General features: G+C 72.7%; 20 protein-coding genes and 1 tRNA gene. 7 read left to right on the plus strand and 14 right to left on the minus strand.

Annotated elements, in window-relative coordinates; all coding sequences use genetic code 11:
* Positions 1-109 precede the first annotated feature (109 nt).
* The gene (locus BX283_RS18855; protein WP_101392446.1) at positions 110-865 is read right to left on the minus strand and encodes a dioxygenase; all 756 of its coding nucleotides are present in this window, start codon (positions 863-865) and stop codon (positions 110-112) included.
* 168 nt (positions 866-1,033) lie between these two features.
* On the opposite strand from BX283_RS18855, the gene BX283_RS18860 reads away from it, so the two are divergent.
* On the plus strand, positions 1,034-1,546 hold the full coding sequence (locus BX283_RS18860; RefSeq protein ID WP_180357193.1) for a MarR family winged helix-turn-helix transcriptional regulator: 513 nt from the start codon (positions 1,034-1,036) through the stop codon (positions 1,544-1,546).
* 75 nt (positions 1,547-1,621) lie between these two features.
* On the opposite strand, the gene BX283_RS18865 is transcribed toward BX283_RS18860, so the two are convergent.
* Both BX283_RS18865 and BX283_RS18870 read right to left on the minus strand, forming a co-directional pair.
* Entirely contained in the window at positions 1,622-3,157 is a 1,536-nt protein-coding gene (locus tag BX283_RS18865) for an MFS transporter (protein ID WP_101388743.1), read from the minus strand.
* A 90-nt stretch (positions 3,158-3,247) separates the two neighbouring features.
* The gene (locus tag BX283_RS18870) at positions 3,248-3,904 is read right to left on the minus strand and encodes a TetR/AcrR family transcriptional regulator (RefSeq protein WP_101388744.1); all 657 of its coding nucleotides are present in this window, start codon (positions 3,902-3,904) and stop codon (positions 3,248-3,250) included.
* 426 nt (positions 3,905-4,330) lie between these two features.
* Here BX283_RS18870 and BX283_RS18875 point away from each other — a divergent pair, with 426 nt between their 5' ends.
* Entirely contained in the window at positions 4,331-5,536 is a 1,206-nt protein-coding gene (locus BX283_RS18875) for a M6 family metalloprotease domain-containing protein (protein WP_101392448.1), read from the plus strand.
* 256 nt (positions 5,537-5,792) lie between these two features.
* Here the strand turns inward: BX283_RS18875 and BX283_RS18880 are convergent, their stop codons facing one another.
* The 4 genes from BX283_RS18880 to BX283_RS18895 form a co-directional block, all read right to left on the minus strand.
* The gene (locus BX283_RS18880) at positions 5,793-7,511 is read right to left on the minus strand and encodes a class I adenylate-forming enzyme family protein (RefSeq protein WP_101388745.1); all 1,719 of its coding nucleotides are present in this window, start codon (positions 7,509-7,511) and stop codon (positions 5,793-5,795) included.
* Positions 7,512-7,525: 14 nt separating this feature from the next.
* Positions 7,526-9,478 carry an anthranilate synthase family protein gene (locus tag BX283_RS18885; protein ID WP_101388746.1) on the minus strand — a complete coding sequence of 651 codons (1,953 nt, stop codon included), beginning with the start codon at positions 9,476-9,478 and terminating at the stop codon, positions 7,526-7,528.
* Positions 9,475-10,134: an isochorismatase family protein gene (locus tag BX283_RS18890; protein ID WP_101388747.1), complete on the minus strand. Its 660-nt coding sequence runs from the start codon at positions 10,132-10,134 to the stop codon at positions 9,475-9,477. Before BX283_RS18890 ends, BX283_RS18885 begins: the two co-directional genes overlap by 4 nt.
* 65 nt (positions 10,135-10,199) lie before the next feature.
* Positions 10,200-11,372 (minus strand): 3-deoxy-7-phosphoheptulonate synthase, encoded by a 1,173-nt coding sequence (locus BX283_RS18895; protein WP_101388748.1) that lies wholly within the window; start codon positions 11,370-11,372, stop codon positions 10,200-10,202.
* A gap of 550 nt (positions 11,373-11,922) precedes the next feature.
* On the opposite strand from BX283_RS18895, the gene BX283_RS18900 reads away from it, so the two are divergent.
* The gene (locus BX283_RS18900) at positions 11,923-13,065 is read left to right on the plus strand and encodes a transposase (RefSeq protein ID WP_257583108.1); all 1,143 of its coding nucleotides are present in this window, start codon (positions 11,923-11,925) and stop codon (positions 13,063-13,065) included.
* On the opposite strand, the gene BX283_RS18905 is transcribed toward BX283_RS18900, so the two are convergent.
* On the minus strand, positions 13,044-15,029 hold the full coding sequence (locus tag BX283_RS18905) for a helix-turn-helix domain-containing protein (RefSeq protein ID WP_101392450.1): 1,986 nt from the start codon (positions 15,027-15,029) through the stop codon (positions 13,044-13,046). The genes BX283_RS18900 and BX283_RS18905 overlap by 22 nt on opposite strands.
* A 137-nt stretch (positions 15,030-15,166) precedes the next feature.
* On the opposite strand from BX283_RS18905, the gene BX283_RS18910 reads away from it, so the two are divergent.
* The gene (locus BX283_RS18910; RefSeq protein ID WP_101388749.1) at positions 15,167-15,874 is read left to right on the plus strand and encodes a methyltransferase domain-containing protein; all 708 of its coding nucleotides are present in this window, start codon (positions 15,167-15,169) and stop codon (positions 15,872-15,874) included.
* A 208-nt stretch (positions 15,875-16,082) separates the two neighbouring features.
* Here the strand turns inward: BX283_RS18910 and BX283_RS18915 are convergent, their stop codons facing one another.
* The 5 genes from BX283_RS18915 to BX283_RS18935 form a co-directional block, all read right to left on the minus strand.
* The gene (locus BX283_RS18915) at positions 16,083-17,582 is read right to left on the minus strand and encodes an FAD/NAD(P)-binding protein (RefSeq protein ID WP_101388750.1); all 1,500 of its coding nucleotides are present in this window, start codon (positions 17,580-17,582) and stop codon (positions 16,083-16,085) included.
* A 35-nt stretch (positions 17,583-17,617) separates the two neighbouring features.
* Complete coding sequence (locus BX283_RS18920; RefSeq protein WP_101388751.1) at positions 17,618-18,994, minus strand: FAD-binding oxidoreductase; 1,377 nt, start codon at positions 18,992-18,994, stop codon at positions 17,618-17,620.
* Between the two features lie 12 nt (positions 18,995-19,006).
* Positions 19,007-19,840: a PhzF family phenazine biosynthesis protein gene (locus BX283_RS18925; RefSeq protein WP_101388752.1), complete on the minus strand. Its 834-nt coding sequence runs from the start codon at positions 19,838-19,840 to the stop codon at positions 19,007-19,009.
* Entirely contained in the window at positions 19,840-20,328 is a 489-nt protein-coding gene (locus BX283_RS18930; RefSeq protein ID WP_101388753.1) for a PhzA/PhzB family protein, read from the minus strand. Before BX283_RS18930 ends, BX283_RS18925 begins: the two co-directional genes overlap by 1 nt.
* A gap of 194 nt (positions 20,329-20,522) precedes the next feature.
* Complete coding sequence (locus tag BX283_RS18935) at positions 20,523-21,416, minus strand: LysR family transcriptional regulator (protein ID WP_101388754.1); 894 nt, start codon at positions 21,414-21,416, stop codon at positions 20,523-20,525.
* Between the two features lie 172 nt (positions 21,417-21,588).
* Between BX283_RS18935 and BX283_RS18940 the strand changes: the two genes are divergently transcribed.
* From BX283_RS18940 to BX283_RS18950, 3 genes are all read left to right on the plus strand, one after another.
* Positions 21,589-21,972 (plus strand): nuclear transport factor 2 family protein, encoded by a 384-nt coding sequence (locus tag BX283_RS18940; RefSeq protein ID WP_101388755.1) that lies wholly within the window; start codon positions 21,589-21,591, stop codon positions 21,970-21,972.
* Between the two features lie 182 nt (positions 21,973-22,154).
* A complete protein-coding gene (locus tag BX283_RS18945) occupies positions 22,155-23,750 on the plus strand; it encodes an MFS transporter (RefSeq protein WP_373979196.1) in 1,596 nt (531 codons plus the stop codon).
* Between the two features lie 152 nt (positions 23,751-23,902).
* Positions 23,903-23,975 (plus strand) — tRNA-Arg (locus BX283_RS18950).
* A 74-nt stretch (positions 23,976-24,049) separates the two neighbouring features.
* Here the strand turns inward: BX283_RS18950 and BX283_RS18955 are convergent.
* Positions 24,050-24,871 carry a DUF6415 family natural product biosynthesis protein gene (locus tag BX283_RS18955; protein WP_143676434.1) on the minus strand — a complete coding sequence of 274 codons (822 nt, stop codon included), beginning with the start codon at positions 24,869-24,871 and terminating at the stop codon, positions 24,050-24,052.
* Positions 24,872-24,890: the final 19 nt, after the last annotated feature.

A 24,890-nucleotide genomic window follows, 5' to 3' on the forward strand; every position in this document is an offset into this window, starting at 1 on the left:
CATCCCCGTTTATCGCTCTCCCACCGTGAAGACGACCCGCGCCGCCTTCTGGTTGCTCAGGATGTCCAGACTGCCCGGATTCTCGGGTACCCGTTCCGGCGGACCGCTCTCAGCCGAACTGCACCGATCTCTTCGCCAGACCCATCCAGAAGCCCTCGATGACACTGCGGGCCCCGTCCAGCTCGCCCTCCGAGGCGCCCAGGGTCACGAACAGCGGGGCGAAGTGCTCGGTGCGAGGGTGGGCGAGGCGGCCCGCCGGGGACTTGTGCGCGAAGTCGAGCAGGGCGTCCACATCGGCGGCGGCCAGGGCGCGCGCCCCCCAGTCGTCGAACTCGGCCGACCAGCCGGGCACCCCCGCATGGCGCAGCGCCGCCAGGTTGTGGGTGAAGAAGCCGCTGCCGACGATCAGCACGCCCTCGTCGCGCAGGGGCGCGAGCTTGCGCCCGATATCCATGAGCTTTCGCGGATCGAGCGTGGGCAGCGAGATCTGGAGGACAGGAATGCCGGCATCGGGGTACATCTCCACCAGCGGCACGTACGCGCCGTGGTCGAGGCCCCGGTCCGGGATGTCCTGGACCGGCGTTCCTGCGCCGCGCAGCAACTTCCGTACACTGTCGGCGAGTTCGGGGGCGCCCGGAGCCGCGTACCGCACCTGGTAGTAGCGCTCGGGGAAGCCCCAGAAGTCGTATACCAGCGGGACCGTCCGAACGGCGCCGAGGGCGAGCGGGGCCTCCTCCCAGTGGGCGGAGACCATCAGGATCGCCCGGGGGCGGGGCAGGCCGGCCGCCCAGGCGGCCAGCTCGCCCGGCCAGACGGGGTCGTCGGCGAGCGGCGGGGCGCCGTGCGAGAGATAGAGGGCGGGCATCCGTCCCGTACCGGAACCGGAGGCACCCGCACGGTCGGCGGCGACTGCGGAAGTGGCGGTCATGACGGACTCCCTGTCTACTGGACCCAGGATCTACTTGAACTCTAAAGCTTTCCCTTATGCCGAGATTAGCGGTACATTGTTCAACTTTCAAGGAGTGGCCGTACAGTGGAGTCCATGACCACCACCCCTGCCGAGGAGCCGCGCTGGCTCAGCGACGACGAGCAGCGCACCTGGCGTGCCTACCTCCATGCCACCACGCTCCTGGAAGACCATCTGGACCGCCAGCTCCAGCGTGACGCCGGGATGCCGCACATCTACTACGGCCTGCTCATCCAGCTCTCCGAGGCGCCCCGGCGACGGCTGCGGATGACCGAGCTGGCCATCGGCGCCAAGATCACCCGGTCCCGGCTCTCGCACGCGATCGCGCGCCTGGAGAAGAACGGCTGGGTGCGCCGCGAGGACTGCCCCTCCGACAAGCGCGGCCAGTTCGCGGCGCTCACCGACGAGGGCTTCGCCGTCGTGGAGCGCACCGCGCCCGGCCATGTGAGCGCCGTGCGCCAGGCGCTGTTCGACCGGCTCACCCCCGAGCAGATCGAGCAGCTCGGAACGGTCATGCGGGCGATCGCCGAGGGCCTTCAGCCCAAGGACGCGAACGCGGACCTGCCCTGGCTCCGCTGAGCCGGACAGATCCGCGTTCTGTTCGTTGCGTGTACTTGCTCTCCGCTTACGCGTCCCCCACGTAGGCGGCGGGCGTCAGTGGGCGACCACCGGCACCCGGATCTCGTCCTCGACGCCGTCGCCGTCGCCGGAGCCGGTCAGCGAACCGGTGTCCGGGCGGCCGGTGTTGATGAGGGTGACCGCGATCGCCGAGGCGAGCACCAGGATGCCGACCGCCCACCAGATGGCGCTGGTGAAGCCGTGCACCATCGCCTGGAGCTTCAGCAGCTCCACGCTCTTGGCCCCGGCGGCGTGCGAGGTGACGTACGCCGTGGTGGCCGAGGCGGCGATGGTGTTCAGCAGGGCCGTGCCGATGGCGCCGCCCACCTGCTGCGAGGTGTTGACCATGGCGGAGGCGACACCCGCGTCACGCGGCTCGACCCCGATGGTGGCCAGCGACATGGCCGGCATGAAGGCGGTGCCCATGCCCAGGCCGAGCAGGATCTGCGCCGGCAGGATCAGCCCGGCGTACGAGGTGTCGATCTGGAGCTGGGTCAGGATCAGCATGCCGATGCCGGCGGTCAGGAAGCCGGGGCCCATCAGCAGGCGCGGCGGGACCCGGGTCATCAGCCGGGCGCCGATCTGGGTGGAGCCCGTGATCATGCCCGCGATCATCGGCAGGAAGGCGAAGCCGGTCTTGACCGGCGAGTAGCCCTTCACGACCTGGAGGTAGTACGTCAGGAAGAGGAAGAGGCCGAACATCGCGATGATCGCCAGGCCGAGGGAGAGGTAGACCCCGCCCCGGTTGCGGTTGGTGACCACGCGCAGCGGCAGCAGCGGGTTCTTGACCTTGGCCTCGGTGACCACGAACGCGATCAGCAGCACGGCCGCGGAGACGAACATGGACACGGTCAGCGTGTCGGACCAGCCCGCCGACTCGGCGCGGGTGAAGCCGTACACCAGGGCGACCAGGCCGAGGGTGGACAGGACCACGCCGGGGACGTCCAGCGGCGAGCGGTTGCGGGTGCCGGAGGGCTCGCGGATGACGAAGTAGGCACCGGCGGCCGCGACGATCGCGAACGGGATGTTGACGAAGAAGGTCCAGCGCCAGTTCAGGTACTCGGTGAGGAAGCCGCCGAGGATCAGGCCGACGGCGCCGCCGCCGCCCGCGATCGCGCCGTAGATGCCGAACGCCTTGGCGCGCTCCTTGGCGTCGGTGAACATCACCGCGAGCAGGGAGAGCGCGGCGGGCGCGAGCAGCGCGCCGAACGCGCCCTGGAGCGCGCGGGAGCCGAGCAGCATGGCCTCGCCGGTGGCCGCGCCGCCGAGCGCGGAGGCCGCGGCGAAGCCGAGCAGACCGACGACGAAGGTGCGCTTGCGTCCCCACAGGTCGGCTATGCGGCCGCCGAAGAGCAGCAGACCGCCGAAGGCGAGGGCGTAGGCCGTGATGACCCACTGCTTGTTGCCGTCGGAGATGCCCAGGTCCGTCTGGGCGGAGGGCAGGGCGATGTTCACGATCGTCGCGTCGAGCACGACCATGAGCTGGGCGAGCGCGATGAAGGCGAGGGCCTTCCAGCGACTGGGGTCAGGACCGAGGTCCTGGGCGGGAGCAGCCTGGGCTGTTTTCGACATGGGTGTAGCCACCTTGGGACGCGATGTGCGATGAGCGGAGTACTGAAGTACGGGCGCGGAAAGCGGAGTCGCCGCCGGCCGCGGGTCGGGTTACGGCTGGCTGAGGTCCTGCAGAGTCGCCGCCGTCCCCGGCAGCTCCGACCGCGCCGGGGCCATGAGCCCGTCGAGGAAGAGCTGCAGGTGTCGGTGGACGAACCGGTCCATGTTCGGGCACGCGGTGCCCGGCAGCGGCCGGGTGAGCTGGGTGAGGGCGACCATCAGATCGCCCACGTCGACGTCGTCGCGCAACTGGCCGCTGCGCCGGGCCCGCGCCATGAGGTCACGGACGGCCTCGTCCAGTCGCTCGCGGGAGGCGTTGAGCTCCGGCAGGTCCTTGTCGAAGCCCTCGGAGAGCATCGGGCACAGGGCTCCGATGCGCTCGTCGGCCGCCGCGAACACGAACCGCCGCAGCGCGGCGAAGGCGTCGGGCTCCTCGGCGGTCGCGGTCTCCGCGGCCGTCGAGACCCGCTCCATGACCGCGAGCACCACGCTGGTGATCAGCTCGGCGCGGTCCTTGAAGTGCCGGTAGAGGGTGGCGTTGCCGATGCCCGCGCGCCGCGCGATCTCGTCGAGCGGCACCATGGCGCCCTCCTCGACGAACATCTCGCGCGCGGCCGCGATGATCCGCTCCCGGTTGCGCAGGGCGTCGGCCCGCGGCCGCGGGGCGCGACGGGGCTCCGCTGCGGTGGTCGGGGGGGCGGTGGACACGGCGTGCTCCTTCTCTTACGTACGAAGTCGGTCGTCCCCACCGGAAGCGGAGAGCCTCCGGGATCCCCGGATTCTCCGGAACCTTTGGAACCGGGGAAGCTCTCCCCGTTTCGGCGGGACACAGGTGCAAACGGGGAAAGGATCCCCGGTTATTTCCGGCCGGGCGCCCTGTTTGATGTGACCTGAGTCACACCTTCCTCTTGCGGAAACCACACGCCCGGCCCACCCAGCGCGCGCCCGCGACACGCCCGACACAGGGTGATCGCACGAGCGCAGTCAGGAACGGCCTGCTGCCGGTGGCCGAAGGCGGGCGTGCTCATGGAGGAGTCCGGCAGACCTCCCCGTCGGATATCCGGCGGGCCGCGCGACCCGCGCCGCCGCCGCACCCTCGCGGGCGCGGCCCTCGCCGCCGTCGTGCTCGCCTCGATGACCTCGGGCAGCACCACCCTGGCGCCCCCCTTCCGGGCGTCGGCGGGACCGGTGGCCACCGGCAGCGAGACGGCGCTCGGCCCGTGCCGGATCACCGCCACGCTCGGCGTGCAGATGTCGGAGGGCCTGCCCACCCCGCCCGGCTACGCCCACTCCACGGGCACGGTCCGCGCGCTCACCCTGATGGTCGACTTCCCGGACGCGCAGGGCACCGAGTCCGCGCTGAGCCGGTACGCGGAGTTCTTCCCGCAGACCACCGAGTGGTTCCGCACCGCGTCGTACGGGCGGCTCGACTACCGGCCCGACATCCCCCTCCCGCAGTGGCTGCGGATGCCGCAGACGTTCGCGGCGTACGGCATCGAGCGCGGCTCGCCGTACGAGCCGGGCTATCGGCGGCTGGTCAAGGACATCGTGGCGGCGGCCGACGCCAAGGTGAACTTCGCGGCGTACGACCTGGTCAACATCCTGATGTCGCCGAACGCGGGGCCGTCGGCGCTGGACACGGTGCTCTCGGTGACGTTCTCCGGGAACGAGGACGCGCCGCTCGCGGACGGCGTCCCGCTCTCCAACACGTCCTTCGTCTACAGCCGCCAGGACGACGGCTCCGGCTCGTACCGCGAGACGGGCTACCGGGTGCTGCCGCACGAGAACGGCCATGTCTTCGGGCTGCCCGACCTCTACACGCCCGAGGGCGGGGGCGCGGTCGGCCACTGGGACATCATGTCCGAGGACTGGGGCGCCAACAACGACATGCTCGGCTGGCACAAGTGGAAGCTGGGGTGGCTGGACAACACGCAGGTGGGGTGCGTGTCGGCCACGGCGGGCGTGAGCGAGTACGTGCTGCGCCCGCTGTCGGCGCCGGGGGCCGGGCGCAAGCTGGTCTTCGTCCCGCTGTCGGACGAGTCCGGGTACGCGCTCGAAGTGCGGACGCGTACGGGGAACGACGAGGCGGTGTGCAAGCCGGGGGTGCTGGTGTACCGGGTGAGCACGGACGTGGACACGGGGCGGGGGCCCATCACGGTGGCGGACAGTGCGAAGGACAGTGGGGGGTGTACGCGGCGGCCCAATGTGCATGCGGAGTTGTCCGATGCGCCGTTCGGGGCGGGGGAGGTGTTTGTGGATCGGGAGCGGGGGGTGCGGGTTTCTGTGCTGGGCACGGACGAGCTGGGGAACTACCGCGTGCGGGTGGCCCGGGGCGCGTGAGGGCGTGCGTGCAGTTCACCTGCGGGCCGGTGGACGGCTGGTCGCGCAGTTCCCCGCGCCCCTGAAAGCGCCCCTTCGGGCCGCCCAGGGGATTGCCGCGCAGCGGCATTCTTAGGGGCGCGGGGAACTGCGCGAGCAACCCACCACGGTCCGCAGACGAAGCAAGGGGGTCTGGGGGCGTAGCCCCCAGCAGCCCGCCCCGACCCACCACCCGGCCGCCCGCCAGAGGGCTTTCGGGAAGGGGCGGGGTGGGGGATCAGCGGCGCAGCCAGCCCTCCACCTCCGCCCGCAGCTCCCGCTTCAGGACCTTTCCCGTCGCGTTGCGCGGCAGAGGGACCGTACGGACAAGTACATGCGCGGGCACCTTGTACCCAGCGAGGGTCCGGGCCGCATGCGCCCGCAGCTCCTCCGGGCCCACCGGCGAAGCCAGGCGCACCACCGCCGCCACCTCCTCCCCCAGCTCCGCGTGCGGCACCCCCACCACCGCCACCTCCCGCACCGCCGGATGCCCGTGCAGGACCGACTCGACCTCCACGCAGTAGACGTTCTCGCCGCCCCGGATCACCACGTCCTTGATCCGGTCGACGACCGCGATCCGGCCGTCCCGGGCCACCGCCAGGTCGCCGGTGCGGAACCAGCCGTCCACGAAGGCGAGTTCGGTGGCGGCGGGGTCGTTCCAGTAGCCGCGCACATTCGACTGGGCGCGCAGCCAGAGCTCGCCGACCTCGCCGTCCGGTACGTCCGCGCCCGAGCGCCCGACGACCCGCACCTCGGTGGTGGGCGTCGGGCGGCCCACGCTGCCCGGCCACTCCCGGTATTCCGCGCCGAAGTTGGCCAGCACTCCCCCGCTGGTCTCGGTCAGCCCGTACCCGTTGCGCGGCTCGATCCGCTCCCCGTACCGCTCGGTGAGGCGGCCCACCAGGGTGGGCGGCGCGGTGGAGCCGCCGGTGTTGAACATCCGCAGCGACTCCAGCGGGTCGCCCGCCCGCTCGGCCTCGTCGAGCAGTTGCAGGGCCGTGGTGGGGACGCCCGCGTAGTGGGTCACGCCGTGTTCGCGGATCAGCGCGAGCGCCCGCCGGGCGTCCCACTTGCGCATCATGACCAGGGTGCCGCCCGAGCCCATCACGGAGTAGAACCCGCTGAACCCGGCGACGTGGAAGAAGGGGTAGGTGACGAGGGAGACCGGCGCGGGGCCCTGGCCCGGCACCAGGCCCCGGCCCAGCGCGGAGGCGGCCGCGTGGAAGCGCGGGTTCATCGCCGCCCCGGCCTGGGCGAGGTGCGTGGCGACGGCGCCCTTGGGGCGGCCGGTGGTGCCGGAGGTGTAAATGATCGTGGCGTCGTCCCCGGGCGAGACCGTCACGTCGGGCGGCCCGGCGGCGGGGTCGGCCGGGCCCAGGTCCTCGTACGCCTCGAAGCCCCCGGGCAGCGGGCCGGTGCCGGCGAAGACCACGCCCGGCACCCGCGCCGCGCGCGCCCACCCCTCGACCCGCGCCAGCCGCTCCCCGTCCACGAGCAGCACACCGGGCGCGCAGTCGTCGAGCGCGTACGCCAGCTCCGCCTCGGTCCACCAGGCGTTCAGCGGCACCGCCACCAGACCGGCCAGCTGCGCGGCCCAGAACGCGATGTGCCACTCGGGGAGGTTGCGCATCGCCACCACCGCGCGGTCGCCGGGCCGCAGCCCGTACCCCTCGACCAGCCGGCGGGCCAGCGCGGAGGCGGCCGCGAAGAACTCGGCGTAGGTGTGGGTGCCGCTCTCCGCCACCAGGAAGGGCCGGTCGCCGTACGCCCAGGTGACCTCCACGAACTCGCGCAGGGTCCGCGGGCCCCCGGCGTAGACCGGCACCCCGTCCGGGCCCCGCTCGACGGCGAAGGGCGCCCCGGGTGCGGTGAGGAGCTCTTCTGCTGCGGCGGGGGTGTACGGCACGGGGTGCCCTCCTTGGCGGCGGGTGCGGGGCGCGGGGCTCCCCCACAACATAGACGCCGCCCCTCTCAGACCGGGCGGCGCGCCTCCCCCGCCAGCGGTCCGGCGCCGGAGCGGATCACTCCGGTCAGCGCCTCGGCGAGGATCCGCACACCGTCCTCGGTGAGCACCGACTCGGCGTGGAACTGCATCGAGGCGAAGCCGGGCCCGCGCAGCGCGTGCACCTCGCCCGTGTCCGGGTCGCGGCTGATCTCGATGACGCCGTGGTCGGGGTCGGTGAGCTTGTCGTCGGCGCTGCGGGCGGCGAACGTGTTGTAGAAGCCCACCCGCTCGTACGCGCCGAACAGGTCGATCTCCTTCTGGACGCCCTGGTTGGGGGTGTCCCGGCGGGCCAGACCCAGGCCCAGCAGGGTCGACAGGACCTGATGGCTGAGGCAGACCGCGACAAACGGGCGCCGGTCGTCGAGGAGCCGGGTCACCGCGCCCCGCAGATGCGCGATCTTGGGGTGGGCGGTCTCCCGGGGGTCGCCCGGGCCGGGGCCCATGACGACCAGGTCGTGGTCGGCCACGTCGTACGGCTCGTCGAAGCGACGGACCGTCACATCCAGCCCCAGGGCGGCCAGTTCGTGGCCGATCATCGATGTGAAGGTGTCCTCCGCGTCCACGATCAGCACGGTGCGCCCGGCGAGTTCCTCGACGGGGGCGGCCCGCTGTGCGGGGTCGCGCAGCCAGAAACGGGCGATGCGGTCGTTGCGTCGCTCCAGCGCCTCGCGCACCCGGGCGTGCCCGGCGAACCGCTCGACGGGGGCCGGGCCGGGCGCCCCGGCGGGGCCCGCTTCGAGGGCGGCGAGCAGCCCGGCGGCCTTCGCCCGGGTCTCGGCGACCTCACTCACCGGGTCGGAGTGGCGCACCAGGGTCGCGCCCACGCCGATGCTGAGCCGCCCCTCGTCGCTGATGTCGGTGGTGCGGATGAGGATGGCGGAGTCCATGGTGCGCCCGCCGTGCTCGTCGCGGCCGACGAGGGCCATGACGCCGCTGTAGTAGCCGCGCCCCTCCGGCTCGTACCGCGTGATCACCTTGCAGGCGCTCTCCAGTGGACTGCCGGTCACGGTGGGGGCGAACATCGTCTCGCGCAGGATGTCGCGCACGTCGTGGCCGGTGCGGCCCTCGATGAAGTACTCGGTGTGCGCGAGCCGGCCCATCTCCTTGAGGTACGGGCCGACGACCCGGCCGCCGCCCTCGCAGATCCGCGCCATCATCTTGAGCTCTTCGTCGACCACCATGTAGAGCTCGTCGGCCTCCTTGCGGTCGGCCAGGAAGGCCATCACGCCGGGCAGGTCGGGGCCCGTCCGCGGGTAGCGGTAGGTGCCGCTGATGGGGTTCATCACGGCGGTGCCGCCGTGCAGGCTCACATGCCGCTCGGGGCTGGCGCCGACGAAGGTGCGCCCGCCGGTGTGCACCAGGAACGTCCAGTACGCGCCGGACTCCCGCTCGACCAGCCGCCGGAAGAACGACAGGGCGCTGTGCGGGGTGTACGGCGTGATGTCGGCGACGAAGGCGCGCTTGATGACGAAGTTGGCGCCCTCGCCGTTGCCGATCTCGTGCTCGATGACGTCGCGCACGATCTCGGCGTAGCTGTCGTCGTGCACGTCGAAACGGCCGTCGGTGAGGGTGACCGGCTCGTCCGGCAGCCTCCGTAACGCCTCGGCGAGCGGCAGTTCGCCCTGCTCCTCGACGGACATGACGAGCAGCGGCTCGCCGTCGTCGGTGCTGGTGAAGCCGCGCTCGGAGATCTGGCGGTACGGGACGACCGCGAGCACCTCGTGGCGGGCGCCCTCGCCGGCGGGCGCGTCCGGCAGCGGTATCGCGGCCAGGGTGTCGACGGCGGACACCTCGCCGAGCAGCACTTCGAGGACGTCGCGGCCCAGCGTCTCGGGCCGGTGCAGCAGGGCGTACGCGGCGGGCTCCCGCGCCAGCACCCGGCCCAGCAGGTCCGGTCGCGCGGGGAGTCTGCCGGTCATCGGCCCGCCCCGTCCGCCGGGGCCAGCTCGGCGAGGACCGACTTGGCGGTGGTGACCACGGCGCAGCGCTCGGCCGCGTAGTCCAGGGCCAGGCGGTGGTACTGCTCGGAGAAGTCCGCGACCGCGTCGGCGACCAGAAAGGGCTGGATGTCGTGGGTGAACGCCTCCACCGCCGTCATCAGCACGCCCACGTGCGCGTACACCCCGCAGACGATCAGCTGGTCGCGGCCGGCCGCGCGCATCCGCTCCAGGAGGTCCGACTTGAAGAACGCGCTGTAGCGCCACTTGGTGAACACCCAGTCGTCCGCGCCGGGTTCGAGCTCGTCGATCACCTTGCGGTCCTCCGGGGCGACCCGCATGCCCGGCCCCCAGAAGTCCTTCAGCAGCCCGCGCTCCTGGTCGCTCATCCCGCCGGGCTGCGCGGTGTAGGCCACCGGGATCCCGGCCGCCGCGCAACTCTCGCGCAGCAGCGCGGCGTTGCGCACCAGGGCGGCGCCGGGCGCCTGGTCCGCCGGGAACGGCCGCAGGAAGTAGCGCTGCATGTCGTGGACGAGCAGCACGGCGCGGCTCTGGTCGACCTTCCAGGTCGCGGTGTTCGCGGGGAGGTCGCCCTCGGAGGGCATCGGATACGGGTCGATGGTGGGCAGGCCCGCCATGGTGGTCCTTTCGCTGTGGGCTCGCGGTGCCGGGGCGTACGGCGTCGTGTGCGGCTGCGGGCGCGTCAGCCCAGCCAGGCCGACGCCACCGAGACCGCCTGGCGCGGGTTGAGGCGGGGGTCGCAGAAGCTCGTGTACTTGTCGCCGACCTCGTGCAGCCGGTCCTGGTCGGTGACGCACTCGGTGACGTCGTCCGGGGTGGTCTCCAGATGGATGCCGCCCGCCGTGCCGCCCGCCGCGGTGACCGCGCGGTGGAACTCGACGACCTCCCGTACGACGGTCTTCACCAGCCGCGTCTTGAGGCCCTCGGGGCCGTTGACGGTGTTGCCGTGCATCGGGTCGGTCAGCCAGATCACCGGGTGGCCCGCCGCGCGCACCGCGGCGACCAGCGACGGCAGCCGCTCCCCCACGGTGTCCGCGCCCATCCGGGCGATCAGCGTGAGGCGTCCTGGCACCCGCTCGGGGTCGAGCCGCTCGCACAGCGCCAGCAGCTCCGCCGAGGTGGTCCGCGGGCCCACCTTGCAGGCCACCGGGTTGGCCACGGCCGCGAGCAGCGCCACATGGGCGCCGTCCACCTGGCGGGTGCGCTCGCCGATCCACGGCCAGTGGGTGGAGGTGAGCAGCAGCCGGCCGTCGTCCAGGGTGCGCACCATCGGCAGTTCGTAGTCGAGCAGCAGCGCCTCGTGGCTGGTCCACACCGGCGCCTCGTGCCGTGCCCCGCGCACCGGACCGCTCCAGCCGAGCAGGTCCAGGATGCCGCGCGCCGCCCAGTAGCCGGTCAGCATCCGGGTGGGGTCGGGCCTGCGTAACTCCGGATCCGGCTCGGGCGCGTTGACCATGTGGCCCCGGTAGACGGGGAGTTCGACCCCGGCGACCGTCTCGGTGGGCCGGGAGCGGGGCTTGCCGTACTGGCCCGCCAGGCGCCCGACCCGCAGGACGGGCTTGTGCGAGGTCATCCGCATGACCCCGGCCAGCACGTCGAGCAGTCCCACCTTGCGGGCCACGTCGCCGTGGCCGTTCTCCGCCCAGTCCTCGGCGCAGTCGCCGGACTGGACGACCTGGACCCGCCCGGCCGCGACCTCGGCAAGCCGGCCGCGCAGGTGGTCGACGTCGTCCGCCTCGACGAGCGGTGGCAGCGCGGCGAGCTCCTGCCTGACCCGTACGAGATCCGCGTGGCCTTCCCAGTCCGGTTGCTGCACTGCGGGGAGCGAGCGGAGGAACGTGTGGACGCTGTGCACCTGATACCTCCCAGGGTGGCGTGGCACCGCTCACCCGTAGGCGGATCAGCAAGCGGCCGGACGCCGAGCCTCGCCGACCGCGTGAGCAAAACCGAAGCGGGTTCCCGGGACTCCCGGAAGTGCGGGTGGAACCTGGGCCCGACTTGACGGAGTGTGCGTTCCGGCGCCCCGACAGGATCCGGCCGGGGCGGGCCCCGGCGACTTGCGCGCGCCGCGCGGCGGCGTATGGCGGGCCCGCGGTGGCGCAGCCACCACCGGGGCGCACCGTACCGCGTGGCACAGCGCCGGTAACGGGTGCGCGCCGGCGGGTCGGCAGTGGCGAGCCACCCACGCGGCGGCGCGATGGGGTGCCCCGTGCACCTCGCCCGTCCGTCGAGTCCCGGCCATTCTCGAAACGGTGGCTTCGATCAGCCGCCCAAACAGCACTAGATGGGGGTTTCTGGTGAGCGTTCCCGCTGGGGGTATGAGGTCCGTATGGAATCGTCGCGCTGTGCCGTCACAGCGGACTTCACCGGCGGTGATGTACGAGCGCGAGTTCATGCTCAGGGACATGAGCAACGTGCTGTTCGCCTCCTTACCGAGGCGCGACCAGCGGCACAAGGGCGAGCAGTACCTGCGCGGGCTGCTGACGGCGAAGGGACGCCGGTCCATCAGGAACGTGGCGGCCTGTCTGGGCGATCCCACCCTGGAGCAGACCCTGCACCACTTCATCTGCAACTCCACCTGGGAGTGGCGGCCGGTGCGCGAGGCGCTGGCCTGCTGGCTGGGCCAGGTGATCTCGCCGCAGGCCTGGGTGGTGCGGCAGATGTCGATCCCCAAGTCCGGCAGCCACTCGGTGGGCGTGGGCCGCAGCTTCGACCTCTACCGCAACCAGATGTTCCACGGCCAGCAGGCCTTCGGCGTGTGGTGCGCCTCCGAGGAGGCGGCGGCGCCGGTGAACTGGCGCCTGGTCCTGCCCGCAGGGCCGGGCGAGGAGAAGGGTAGGGCCACCGGCGCGTCCGGCGGAAGGTCCTCCCGGCACCCCGTCGAGACGCCCGAGGAGTGCGCCACCACCGCGGCGCTGGAGTTCGCGGGCCTGCACGGGGCCCCGCTGCTGCCCGTGGTGCTGGACCTTCCGGTGCGCGACCCCGAGGCGCTGGTGCGGCGGTTCGGCGCGGCCGGGGTGCCGGTGCTCGCCCGCGTCGGGGCCGCCTCCCTGTTCACCGTGGAGGAGCCCGCCCTGGCCCGGTTCGGTACCGGCCCGCTGCCGGTGCAGCGGATCCTCGACTCGGTCAAGGGGCGCCGCCAGCGGGTCGGCAGGTTCGACCCGGGCGCGCCCTCGGGCGTACGGCACGCTCCGGCGGTCAAGGTACGGGTGGGGCTGCCGGGCGGGACGCCGGTGTTCCGGGACAACCGCGAGGGCGGGCTCGCGCTGGTCGGGGAGTGGGAGGAGGCGCACCGGGCGCCCACCCAGCTGTGGCTCACCAACATGGGCGGCGTGCCCACGTCCACGCTGCTGAGCCTGACCCGGCTGGCCGACCGGGTCGGCCGGGACCTCGCGGAGCACGGGGACCGGTCGGGGCTGCGGGACTTCGAGGGGCGGTCGCTGCGCGGCTGGCACTGCCATATGACGCTGGCCTCGGCGGCCCACGCCCTGGAGGTCCTGACGGCGAGCCGCAGGCCGGTGGAGGGCTACTTCCCCAAGGTGTCCTGAACCGCCGCGGTGTCGTGCGGGCCGACGGCGGCCCCCCGCTGGCCGAGCACCGCCTCCCGGCGGCGGCGCAGCACGTCCCGGGCGCGCAGCAGCCGTAGCGCCAGCTGGGCTTCGGTGGCGCGCTCGGGCTGCTGCCAGCCGGGGCCGAGCAGCTCCGTGATGCGCTCCAGGCGGCGGGTCACCGTGTTGGGGTGGACGTGCAGGCCGCCCGCCGCGCGGGTCGGGCTGCTGCCCGAGGCGAAGTACGCCTCCATCGTCGCCACCAGGTGCGTCGCGCGCTCGGTGTCGTGGTCGAGCACCGGCCCGATGACCGAGGCGACGAACCCGTCGACGTCGTGGTCGTCGGAGAGCAGCAGCCCGAGGAAGCCCAGGTCGTCGATGGAGGCGGCGCTGCCCGCGCCGTCGAGCGCGAGCAGCGCGTCGAAGCAGCGCAGCGCCTCCTGGTAGACCTGGGCCACCGAGGCGAGCGAGGCGGCGGGGCCCGCCGAGGCCACCGTGACGGGCTCGGCGAGCAGCGGCGACAGCTCGCCGGAGACGGCACGGGCGACGGCCGAGGCGTCCGTGCCGGGCAGCAGCAGCACGATGTCGCCCTCGTGCACCTTCATCAGCCCGGAGCCGCGGTACGCGTACGACGAGGCCCACACCACCGCCTTGCCGTGCTCCCCGCCCTGCGGCCGGGCCACCACCACGACGTGCGGCGCGTCCGCGTCGATGCCCAACTGATGGGCCTGGCGGGCGAGTTGGCCCGGCGACTGGGTGACCGCGGTGAGCAGCCCGTCGAAGAACTCGTCGCGCAGCGGCCCCTCGGCCACGGCCGTGCTGCGCTGCACCACGAGCAGCAGCGCCACCGTCTGCCCCACCGAGCCGAGGAAGGCCCGCTCGTCCTCGGTGAGCGGCCCGTCGGCCCGCAGCAGCACCAGGCCGCGCTCCACGCCCGCGCCGACCGGGGCCGCCCAGACGTTCTGTGCGATCTCCACCGGCCCGCCCGCCGCGTGCGCCTCCAGGGCGGCGTCGCGGGTGCGCGCCTCGTCGAGGCCGGGGGGCTCGCCCGCGCTCGCGAGGGTGCGCCCGCAGCCGTCGCTCACCGCGAGCCCGGCGTCCAGGGTGGTGGCGGCGGCCTTCGCGAGGTCGTGCAGATCGCCCCCGGCCAGGACCAGTTGGACCAGCGCGGCCAGGGCCCCGGACAGCTGCCGGGTCCGGTCGATGGTGGCCCGTGCGCGGACGCCCGCCGCCTGGAGCGCGACGATCTCCTTCTGGGAGCGGTCGAGCAGGCGGGCCTTCTCCAGGGCGACGGCGGCGAAGTCCGCGAGGTAGCGCATGAAGCTGATCTCGTCGGGCGTGAAGTGCCGCACGACCCGGTCCGCCCCGTACAGCGACCCGATGGGCACCCCGCTCTGGCGGATCGGGACCACCATGATGGCGTGCAGCCCCTCGGCCCGGACGACCGCGTCGAGCTCCTCGCCGTGCGGGATGCGGTCGTCGTTGAGGTAGTCCGCCGTCCAGTAGGGCGCGCCCGTCTCGTGCGCCATCTCGCCCAGGCCCCGGCTCTCCTCGACCACCAGCCCCACGTTCAGCGAGGTGGTGTCGCCGTCCGAGCTGTGCACGTACGAGCCGCCGCCGGGCCTGCGCAGGCTGATGTAGGCCATGTCGAACCCGAGCAGTCTTCGAGCGCGGCTCGTGATGACCTTGAGCAGGGTGTCGGGGTCGTAGGGGATCGTCATGTCGTGGACGGTGTTGACCAAGTCGGCCATGACGGACTCCCGCTGCCGGCGCTGATGACTGGAGGCCTGGATCTTCAGGGCGAGACGGGTCGCCCTTTCCAGTTCCTCCAGCGGGATCCGGGGGAGCTTTTCGCGGTGTGCGCGGTCGAGCAACTCCTGAAAGTGCCCGGGGGGTGAATCCAGTGCGAGCAGTTCCAGAACGGCCAGTGCCGGGGCGTCCGCTAATGCCTTGTCATCCACCATGTCGCCGCCCCCCATAGGCTCGAACCAGGGCGCGAGCCCTCATCGAACTTACGTTCCTCCGTAGGGTGGGTCAAGTTGCTGACCAGCGGACGGCACCGCCCCGCGCGAGGCCCGACGCGGATCGAATTGGGGCCGGGATGACCGAAATCAAGAACTATCTGCGATCGCTGGAGCGAAGCCGTGCGGCGCTGCTGCGAGCCGACCGGCCGCGCACTTTCACGCTGGCCGGACACGAGTGGGATCTGCTGGACGGCGTGTTCGCGCCGCCGTTCTCCGCGTCGACGGGGGCGGCCGTGGAACTGCTCGGGCTGAGCGGCCCGCGACAGCGGCCCTGGCGCGGGTCCTTACTGGAAGTGGGCTGCGGGACCGGGGTGATCGCCGTCCGCGCCGCGCTGGCGGGCGCCGGCCCGGTGACGGCCCTGGACATCAATGAACAGGCCGTCCGCAACACGGAGATGAACGCGCACCGGCACGGCGTCGCGGACCGCCTCACCGCCGTGCACAGCGACCTGTTCGACGCGCTGGAGCCCGGCCGGAGCTACGACACGGTGTACTGGCACTCCAACTTCGTGCTCGCCCCGCCCACGTACCGCCACGAGACGGTCCACGAACAGGCCTATGTGGACCCGGGCTACCGCGCCCACCGTCGCTATCTGGCTGAGGCCCCGGCCTTCGCGGCCGCCGGGGGAAGGGTGCTGCTGCACTTCAGCGACCGCGGGGACATCGACGCGCTGCACCGGATCGCGGCGGAGTGCGACCGCACACTGCGGGTGCTCGACAGCCGCCGGATCGAGGAGGGCGAGGAGACGGTCGAGCACATTCTGTACGGGATTACAGCGCGCTGAGGAAAACCGGTCGGAGTTCCGGATTCACGGGGCACATTCGGCGCCAATCCGCATATGGCGGCCCGGGCTTGAATGCGATGCGACTCCCGGAATTCCGCGATTCCGTGATTCCGCCTTCCCCCGGGTCCGGGCACTCCCTGCCGTGCGGCCGAATTCCGAATACGGGGGAATTCGTCGCAGACAAGGAGATTTCCCCGGAGCCGATCCGCTACGGCGTCGACAGGGCCGCGTCCCGTACCGCCGGTTCGGGGAGCGCGGCGAGGCTCGCCGCGATCTCGTCGGCGCGGCGGGTGAAGGAGGCGACGGCGCTGACGAAGTAGTAGGCGCCGCGCGTCAGTTCACCCAGCACGAAGAGGTGGTCGTCGGCCTGCCCGGACGCGGTGAGGGCGCGGCCGGTCTCCTCGTCGACCCGGATGCCGCCGTGCGGGTGGTCGGCGAGGACGCCCGAGGTGCGGGCGAGCCCGAGGAGGCCGCCCGCCGACGGCGGCTCGGGCCGGTAGACCGAGGTGACCGCGTTGACCACCAGATCGGCGCGGTCGGCCTCGCCGCCCTCGTACCGAACCAGGTAGCCGTCGCCGTCGCGCTCGACCGTCTCGATGCCCGCGCGCACCCGCAGCCGCTTCTCGTCGCACAGCTCGACCAACTTGACCGCCGTGGAGCGCGGGATGGGCGAGGCAAAGCTCCACAGCCGGGCGTGCAGGGTGCGCAGCACCTGCTCCTTGTCGCTGTCGTGCAGAGCCAGCCACAGGTCCTGGCCGATGTCGACGACCGCGCGCTGGAGCAGCTGGGTGCCGATGTCGTCCGAGAGGGAGTCGTCGAGCTGGCGGCGCAGCCGCTCCTCGGCGGGGGCCGGGTCCAGGAGGTCGGCGGCGATCGCGTCGAAGTCGCCGCCCGCCGCCTCGACCTCCTCCCGCGCGAGCGCCGCGATGTCCGCGAGCCACAGCGGCTTGGGCAGCTCCGCGAGCCGCTCGGCGGTCAGCACGGCCGGCCGTACCCGCGCGGCCTTGCGGCGCACCGACGGCAGCAGCCCCGAGCGGGACGCCAGGGTGACCCGCCCCCGGTGGCCGAAGGCGCGCAGGGCCATCAGCACATCGGTGGCGATCATGCCGGAGCCGATGACCGCGATCTCGGCGTCCTCGGCGACCTCGGCCAGGGCGTCCCGCAGGGGATACGGGTCGTCGATGTAGCCGGGGGTGCCGCGCAGCCCGTACGCGTCGTCGTCGGCGCGGCCGCCGACGCACAGCACCGCGCGGTCCACCCGGACGCCTCCGCTCGCGTGGCGGATGACGACGCCGTCCCCGTCGCGCTCGACGCCGGTGGCCCTCTCCTCGACCGACCGCACGCGCCACCCGGCCGCGCGCAGCTTGTCCAGGGCCTCCTCGACCCCGTCCTCCAGGTAGTCGCCGTAGACCGGGCGGGACAGGAAGCGGTGCACCCCGCGCTCGTCCGGGTGCACGGCGAGGCCCCGGGCCTCGGCCCAGCGCACGCCGTGCTCGGGGTCGTTCAGGTACAGGGACATGCCGAACATCGGCCCGTTGGCGAGGACGGCCTCGGTGTCGCGCTGGTAGGCGCGGCCGCGCCAGCGGCCCTCGGGGCGGTCGACGAGGACCAGCTCGCCCGGCCCGGTGAACTCCTCCACCCGGGCGGCGAGCGCGGCCACCAGCGTCGCCCCCACGGTCCCGCATCCGATCACGCCGATGCCAGGCATGTGGTGTTCCTTTCCTGAAGAACGATGACGGACCGTCAGCGAGTTTCGGCCGGGGGGATGTTGTGGTAGCTCCGGAACAGGTTTCCGGGGTCGTACACGGCCTTCAGCGCGGCGAGCCGCTCGTAGTCCGCCTCGTCGTAGCAGGCCCTCAGCTGCTCGGCCGTCACGGGCCCGCCGAGCAGGAAGTTCGGCGCGATGCCGGTCACCCGGTCGCCGAAGAGGGCGTAGACCCGCTCGTGCCCGGCCCGCTCGGCGGCGGCCACGGTGTCGCCCGCGCCGGGGGCGACGCGGCTCAGCACCCGGACCAGGAAGCGGGCGTCGCGGTGGCCCACCGACGAGGGCACGGCCGGGCGGCGGGCGAGGGCGCCGCCCAGGTGGCTGATCTGGACGACGCAGTTCAGGCCCGAGCCCGGCCCGGTCAGCTCCACGATCCGGGCGGCCGTGGTCACATCGAGGTCGTCGAGCAGGACGTTGGTGCCGTAGTACGCCATCGGGGTCGGCGGATCGCGGTAGATCGCGTCCGATTCGGTGTACGGCATGTCCGTGAGCGTGTCGAGCACGTAAGGGCCGAGCGCGCGCAGCGGGGCGACGGCCGCCTCGCCCTCGGCGGCGCTTCCGGTGTGGGCGATCCGGATGTGCGCGGTGTACCGGCCGCGTACGGGCTCGGGCACCACCGGCTTGTCCGGGAAGGGCACCAGACCGATCGAGGAGGTCATCTCCTCGCCCTGGTCCGCCGTCCACTCCAGCCAGGTGCGCAGGGCGTCGGGCACGTACCGCTCGGCGAAGTACAGGCCGCCGCCGTAGATCCGGGGCTGGCGGACCAGCTCCACGTCGAGGGAGGTGACCACGCCGAAGTTGCCCCCGGCGCCGCGCACCGCCCAGAACAGGTCCGGGTCGCTCGCGGCGGTGACGTTGCGCAGCTCGCCGTCGGCGGTGACCAGCTCGGCCGCGGTGATCCGGTCGGCGGCGAAGCCGTAGGTGCGGGCCAGCAGGCCGATGCCGCCCTCGACGGTGTAGCCGACCGCGCCGACGCCGAGCGTGCTGCCGGAGAGCGGCGCGAGCCCGTGGCGCGCGGCCTCCCGGATCACGTCGCCCCAGGGCGTCCCGGCCCGGATGCGGGCGATGCCGCTGCCGGGGTCGACCTCCACGCCGCGCATCCGCGCGGTGGTCACCAGGACGCCGCCGGTGCGGTCGCCGGGCAGGCCGTGGCCGGTGGACTGCACCGCGAGGGGCAGCCCGCGCCCGGCGGCCAGCCGGACGGCGGCGCGCACGTCGTCAGGACTCGTGGCGCCGACCACGACGTCCGGCCGCTGGCCGAACCCGAGCTGGTACGCGGCGACTTCCTCGTCGTATCCCGCCGACTCCCGCCCGAGGACCGGGCCTTCGCTCGCGATGTCCGCGGGCACGTTCACTGGACTGCCTCTCTACACATAGATCGTGCCGCGGGCGACGACCGCACCGTGACCCCCGACGTGCACCGCGCCGACCCGGTCGCCCTCGCCCTCGGCGTTGGCGTACATCGGGGACGGGCGGCCCATCTCGACGCCCTGGAGGATCTCCAGGTCCTGGCCGTACGCGGCGAGGCCGTGGCGTGCCAGGTGGATCGCCATCGGCCCGGCCGCCGAGCCGGTCGCCGCGTCCTCGACGACGCCGTACGCCGGGGAGAACATCCGCGACCGCCAGTGCGTGCCCGAGCCCGCGAAGCAGTACGCCGACATGTCGGGGAAGGCGCGCAGCGCGTTGTGGTCCGGGGTGAGGGCGGACAGCGCCTCGACGCTCTCCAGGCCGACGAGCACGTGCCGGGGCCCGTTGCGGTAGGCCTCGACGGGGGTGATGGACGCGTCGAGTCCGAGCGCCGCGAGCAGTTCCGCGGCGTGCTCGTACGGCTCCCAGACCGGGGTCGGCTGGAGCATCCGTACGGAAGTGGCGTCGTCGTCGTGGACCAGCTCGAAGGGGACCGCGCCCATGGCGGTCTCCAGGAGCAGCCGGTCCGCCTTGCGCGGGCGCCCGATGGCGACCGCCGTGCCCAGGATCGGATGCCCGGCGAACGGCAGCTCGTTGACCGGCGTGAAGATCCGGATGCGTGCGTCGCCGCCCTGCTCGGCCGGGAGCACGAAGGTGCACTCGGACAGGTTCATCTCCTTGGCGATCCGCTGCATCGCCTCGGCCGGCAGGTCCCCCGCGTCGAAGAACACGGCCACCGGATTGCCTTCGAGCGGGGTACGCGAGAAGGCGTCCACCACCGTGTACTCGTGCATCAGGTGGGGATTCCCTCTCGCTTCACCGACGGGACGGGGATGCCCAGGGCGCGCAGCTGCTGGTTCGGGTTCATGAACTCCCGCTCCAGCTTGATCTTCCCGTTCTCGAACTCGAAGGAGTGGATGAAGTGGTTGCGGTAGTACCCCTCCGGGTAGCCCGGGAAGAGGATCTTGCCTTCGCCGTCGCACTCCACCCAGAACCGGTTCGGGTCCTGCGTCTCGAAGATCTCGACGTTGGTCCACACCCAGTCGGGGAAGCACTTCAGCGACCACACGGCGTGCTCGCCGAGGGTGTCACGGCCGCGGATGGCGATGGGCTCGCCGGTGTCGGTGGTCCACAGGCCGCCGACGCCGTCCTCGGTGAACAGCAGATGCCGCTTCAGCCGGTCCTCGCCGCGGGAGTTCATGTACTGCTCGACGATGGCGCGGTTGTTCCTGCGGAGCTCCGCGTCGTCCTGGAACGCCTGCGGCTGGGTGGTCTCGGACATCGCTCGTCCTCCAAGTGCTGCGTCTGCCGTTGTACGTGCCGGGTCCCGTCCTGCTGCGACCCTGTTCCGGGGCCCGGCGCACTGGCAACCGAGTACCGGGGACTTTGGCAAGTACCGCCGAGAGAGCGCGCGGACCTGACGGAGTCCTGCGCCGCGGGCCCGGGCCGGACGGAATCCCGTCCGGGACCCGGGTCTCAGTCCGCGCGGGGCAGCCGGGCGCGGGCGTGGGCGATGAGCGCGGCCCCGGCGGGGCTGGTCGGGCCGTCGGTGCGCCAGGCGAGGGCGAGGCTGCCGTGGATGCGCGGCCGGTCGATCTCCACGAGCCGGACCTCCGCCTCGTTGGCGCGGGCCAGCGAGGCGGGCATGAGCGCGACGCCGAGCCCCCGTCCGGCGAGTTGGGCCAGTACGTGCGGGTCGGCGGCCTCGAACGCGATGTGCGGCCGGAACCCCGCCCCCGCGCACGCCGCCTCCACGACACTGCGCAGCCCGGTCCCCTGGGTGAGGCAGATCAGCGGGCGGTCGGCGAGCTCGGCGAGGCCGACGCACTCCCGGCCGGCCAGCGGGTCCTGGTGGCCGACGGCGGCGACCAGCGGCTCGTTGACGATGTCGTAGAGCGTGATGCCGGGCGGGCGGGTCCCCGTGCGGCCGGTCACCGCGAGATCGATGCGGCCCGCGTGCAGGGCCTCCAGGAGGTGTTCGGAGCTGTCCTCGGTCAGCCCGATCTCCACCCCCGAGTGCGCCTCGTGGAAAGAGGCGAGGAGCCCCGGCAGGTCGATGGTCTTGCCCATGGAGATGACGGTGCCGATGGTGACCCGGCCCCGTACCAGACCGCTGAGTTCGTCGACCGTCTGGCGCACGGCGGCGACGGCGGCGAGCGCGGCCTGCGCGTGCGGCAGGACGGAGGCGCCGACCGGGGTGAGCCGGACCGTACGGCTGGAGCGGTCGAGCAGGTCGTGGCCCAGCTCCCGCTCCAGCTTGCGCACTTGGGCGCTGACGCCGGGCTGGGCGACGTGCAGGGCCTCGGCCGCCTTGGTGAAGCTCGCCAGCTCGGCGACGGTGACGAAATACTCCAGCTGACGCAGCTCCATAACCGCTGATTATAGTTCGCAGAAAATGTAGATGTTGGACTTCTACATACGGACGGGCGCAGAGTGGACCCGCCCGGGAACGGGCACCACCCCGGAACGGGATCCAACCGGATCCGGGACCCACCAGAGCCGGAACGCCGACCGAGCGGCTACGCGTCGAGAGGACCGTCCGATGGCCCAACGCCCCACCCAGCCGCGTGCGTTCACGTCCCCGACCACCCGGGCGGTGGTCGAGGCGTTCTTCGCCCGGCAGCGCGCCGGGGACCTCACGGGCCTGCTCGACCTCTTCGCGGACCGGGTCGACTTCTTCGCCCCGGGCGCCGCGAACGCGGGCGCGCTCGGCCCCGGCTCGACCCGCTCGGACATCTCCCTCTTCTTCTCGACGCTCGGCAAGGTCCTCGTACCCGACCGGGACTTCCTGGTCCTGGGCCAGGACGCGGTCGTCACCGGGTTCGCCCGCTGCGACACGAGCCTCAACCCGATCGCGATGCACTTCACGGTGGCGGGGGCGAAGATCGGCCGCTGCCACCTGACCGAGGTCAGCACGAGGCTGTGATCCCGCTGCCCGCCGACGCGTCGCCCGAGGCGTCGTCCGAAGCATGATCCGAGGCGTCGTCCACGCACCTCTGACGGGCCATCAGGCCAACTTGCCAGCTTGCCCACTTCCCCCACCGCCCCGGCGAGGACGGTTCCTCCGGTACGCCTTCTGCGGGCTCCGGGGACGCAAAGGAGTACTCAGTGAATGCCACGACCGCGGCGAGGGGCGGGCGCGACAGCCGCGCCGCCACCATCGCCATGGCCTGCGTGGGTGTGTTCGTCGCCTATCTGCCGGTCACCACGGTCTCGGTGAGCCTGCCGACGATCCAGCGCAGCCTGGGCGCGTCGACCGCCGACCTGTCCTGGGTCACCGACGCCTTCGTCCTGCCGATGGCGGCGCTGATCCTCACGGCCGGGGTCGTCGGTGACGTATACGGCCGCCGCAAGGTCTTCCAGGCCGGACTCGCGTTCTGCGCGACAGGCGCGGCGATAGCGCTGAGCGCGGACGCCCTGGACAGTGTCGAAGTCCTGTGGACGGGCCAGGCGTTCGCCGGGGTCGGGGCCGCCGCCCTGCTCCCCGCCACGCTGGGTCTGATCAGCCACGCGGTGCCGGATCCGCGCGAGCGCTCCAAGTACGTGAGCCTGTGGACGGCGTCCCTGATGGGCGCGCTGGCCGTCGGCCCGATGATCTCCGGCGTGATCCTGGAGAACGCCGCCTGGCGCTGGATCTTCCTGGCGCCGATCCCGGCGTCGCTGCTGACGATGGCGGCGGCGTCCCGGTACGTGGCGGACTCGCGCGCGGCCGGCGCCCGCAGGCTGGACTGGCCGGGCCAGATCACGGCGGCGATCGCGATCACGGCGCTGGTGTACGCGGTGATCGAGGGAGGCGGGGACTCGTTCGGCGAGACGCGCGTACTGCTGGCGCTGGCGCTCTCCGCGCTTTCCCTGGTGGCGTTCATCGTCACGGAGCTGCGCAGCGAGAGCCCGATGCTGGACCTGAAGCTGTTCCGCTCCCCCGCGTTCAGCGCCACGGCCCTGGTCGCGATGATCAGCTTCCTCGGCCTGATCGGCTTCATCTTCGTGCTCAGCCTGTACCTGGGGCAGGTGCAGCAGCTGGGCACGCTGGACGCGGGCTACCGGATGCTGATGTTCACGTTCACGGCGATGGTGGCCGGACCGGTCTTCGGCCAGATCATGCACAAGGTGTCGGCGCGGATCCTGATCACGACGGGCCTGCTGCTGGCGACGGGTTCGCTGCTGTCGCTGACGTCGATCGACGCGGACACGTCGTTCCTGGCGCTGGCCTGGCGCCTGGTGATCCTGGGAATCGGCTTCGGCGCGGTGTTCGCGCCGATGACGGCGACGGCGATCAACTCCGTACCGCACCAGCTGGCGGGGATGGCGGCGGCGGGCAGCAACGCGTTCCGCCAGGTCGGGGCGGCGCTGGGCCCGGCCCTGATGAGCGCGCTGCTCACGACCAAGGTGAGCGACGCGCTGCCGGGCCATCTGACGGACGCGGGCCTCGGCGCGTCCGCCCGGGACCGGGTGACGGGCGCGGTCGACAGCGGCGGCTTCGGCGCGGTCCACGCGGTCGACCTGGGCGCGGACACCCCCCGCATGCTGCACGCCTTCAGCCAGGCCTTCGTGGACGGCCTCCACCTGTGCCTGACGATCTCGGCGGCGGTGATGCTGGTGGCGGCGGTGGTGAGCGCGGTGCTGCTGCGACGGCCGCGGCCTTCTGCTCCGGCGCCGTCGGCTCCTGCCCGGCGCCAGGAGGAGCCGGCGCTGAACGGCTGACGCGCCGGGGGGCCGTCCCCCCTGGAGGCGCCCGCCCCGCCCCACAGACGGCGGGCGGACCGGTCCACCCCCGCACCGGCCCGCCCGCCCCCGCCGTCCCAGCGCCATCCGCTACCCTGTCCTGGGCTGCCCACCACGGGCCACCCGGATACGCCTCCGTAGCTCAGGGGATAGAGCACCGCTCTCCTAAAGCGGGTGTCGCAGGTTCGAATCCTGCCGGGGGCACAGAGAAGTACCAGGTCAGAGGCCCTGTCGTCCTTGCGGATGGCGGGGCCTCTCGGGTTTGTCGGTGCGCGCCCTCAGAGATGCGGGGGTGCATCGGCCGCCGCATCCAGTTCGCGCAGCACCCGCACCTGATCCAGGCAGCACCGCGCCAGCCGCTTCGCGTGGGCGTACTGCCGGGCAAGGTTGAGCGACGAGCTGTCGGTCTCCAGTTGGCGGTACGCCTCGGTGAGGGCGCGGGCGAGGCGGGCCTGAGTGGCGTGGTCGAGGGGGAGTTGGGTTGCGGCCTCCTGGGTTACGGGCAGGAGTGCCGCCAGGTGGTCCCAGGCCTGCGTGGTCGCGGCTGCGGCGTCCTGCGGGCCGGGGTCGCGGCCGTCGTCGTCGAAGAGGGCGCGGCAGGCCCGCTCGATGGTGTCGAGCTCGGGGAGCGTGCGCGGGTGGGTTTGACCTTCACCGCCGCGACGGATCAGCTCCGTGATGTCGTCCTCCGGGCAGAAGTCCTCGCGGTGGCGGGGTGGGCGGATCCAGTACGCGCCGGGGCGGGTCGTACGGCCCGCCTCGGGGACGCCGAGCCAGGTTCCCCCGTCCAGGCGGTACGCGTCGTGCTGCGCGCACGCACCGGGCCGCACCAGTGCGTAGTACCAGCGGCCCGGCTCGTACGCGTCGTGGATCACCGCGCCGTCCCCGAGCCGGGCGCGCACCAGCTCCGGTACGGCGGAGCCCACGGCCCGGTGGACGATCGCGGCCGGGAGGCGGAGCGCGTCGAAGACGCGGCCGGTGGGGATCAGGGCGATCCCGGCGGTGCGCCATTCACGGTGGGCCGCCTGGGGGGTGGGGTGGGCTGAGGCCAGCCAGTCGGCCGACGACCGGCTGGCGATTGCGTCTCTCTGCACTGCCATGAACAAGACGCTAGGGACC

Source organism: Streptomyces sp. TLI_146, assembly GCF_002846415.1.
Classification (GTDB): domain Bacteria; phylum Actinomycetota; class Actinomycetes; order Streptomycetales; family Streptomycetaceae; genus Streptomyces.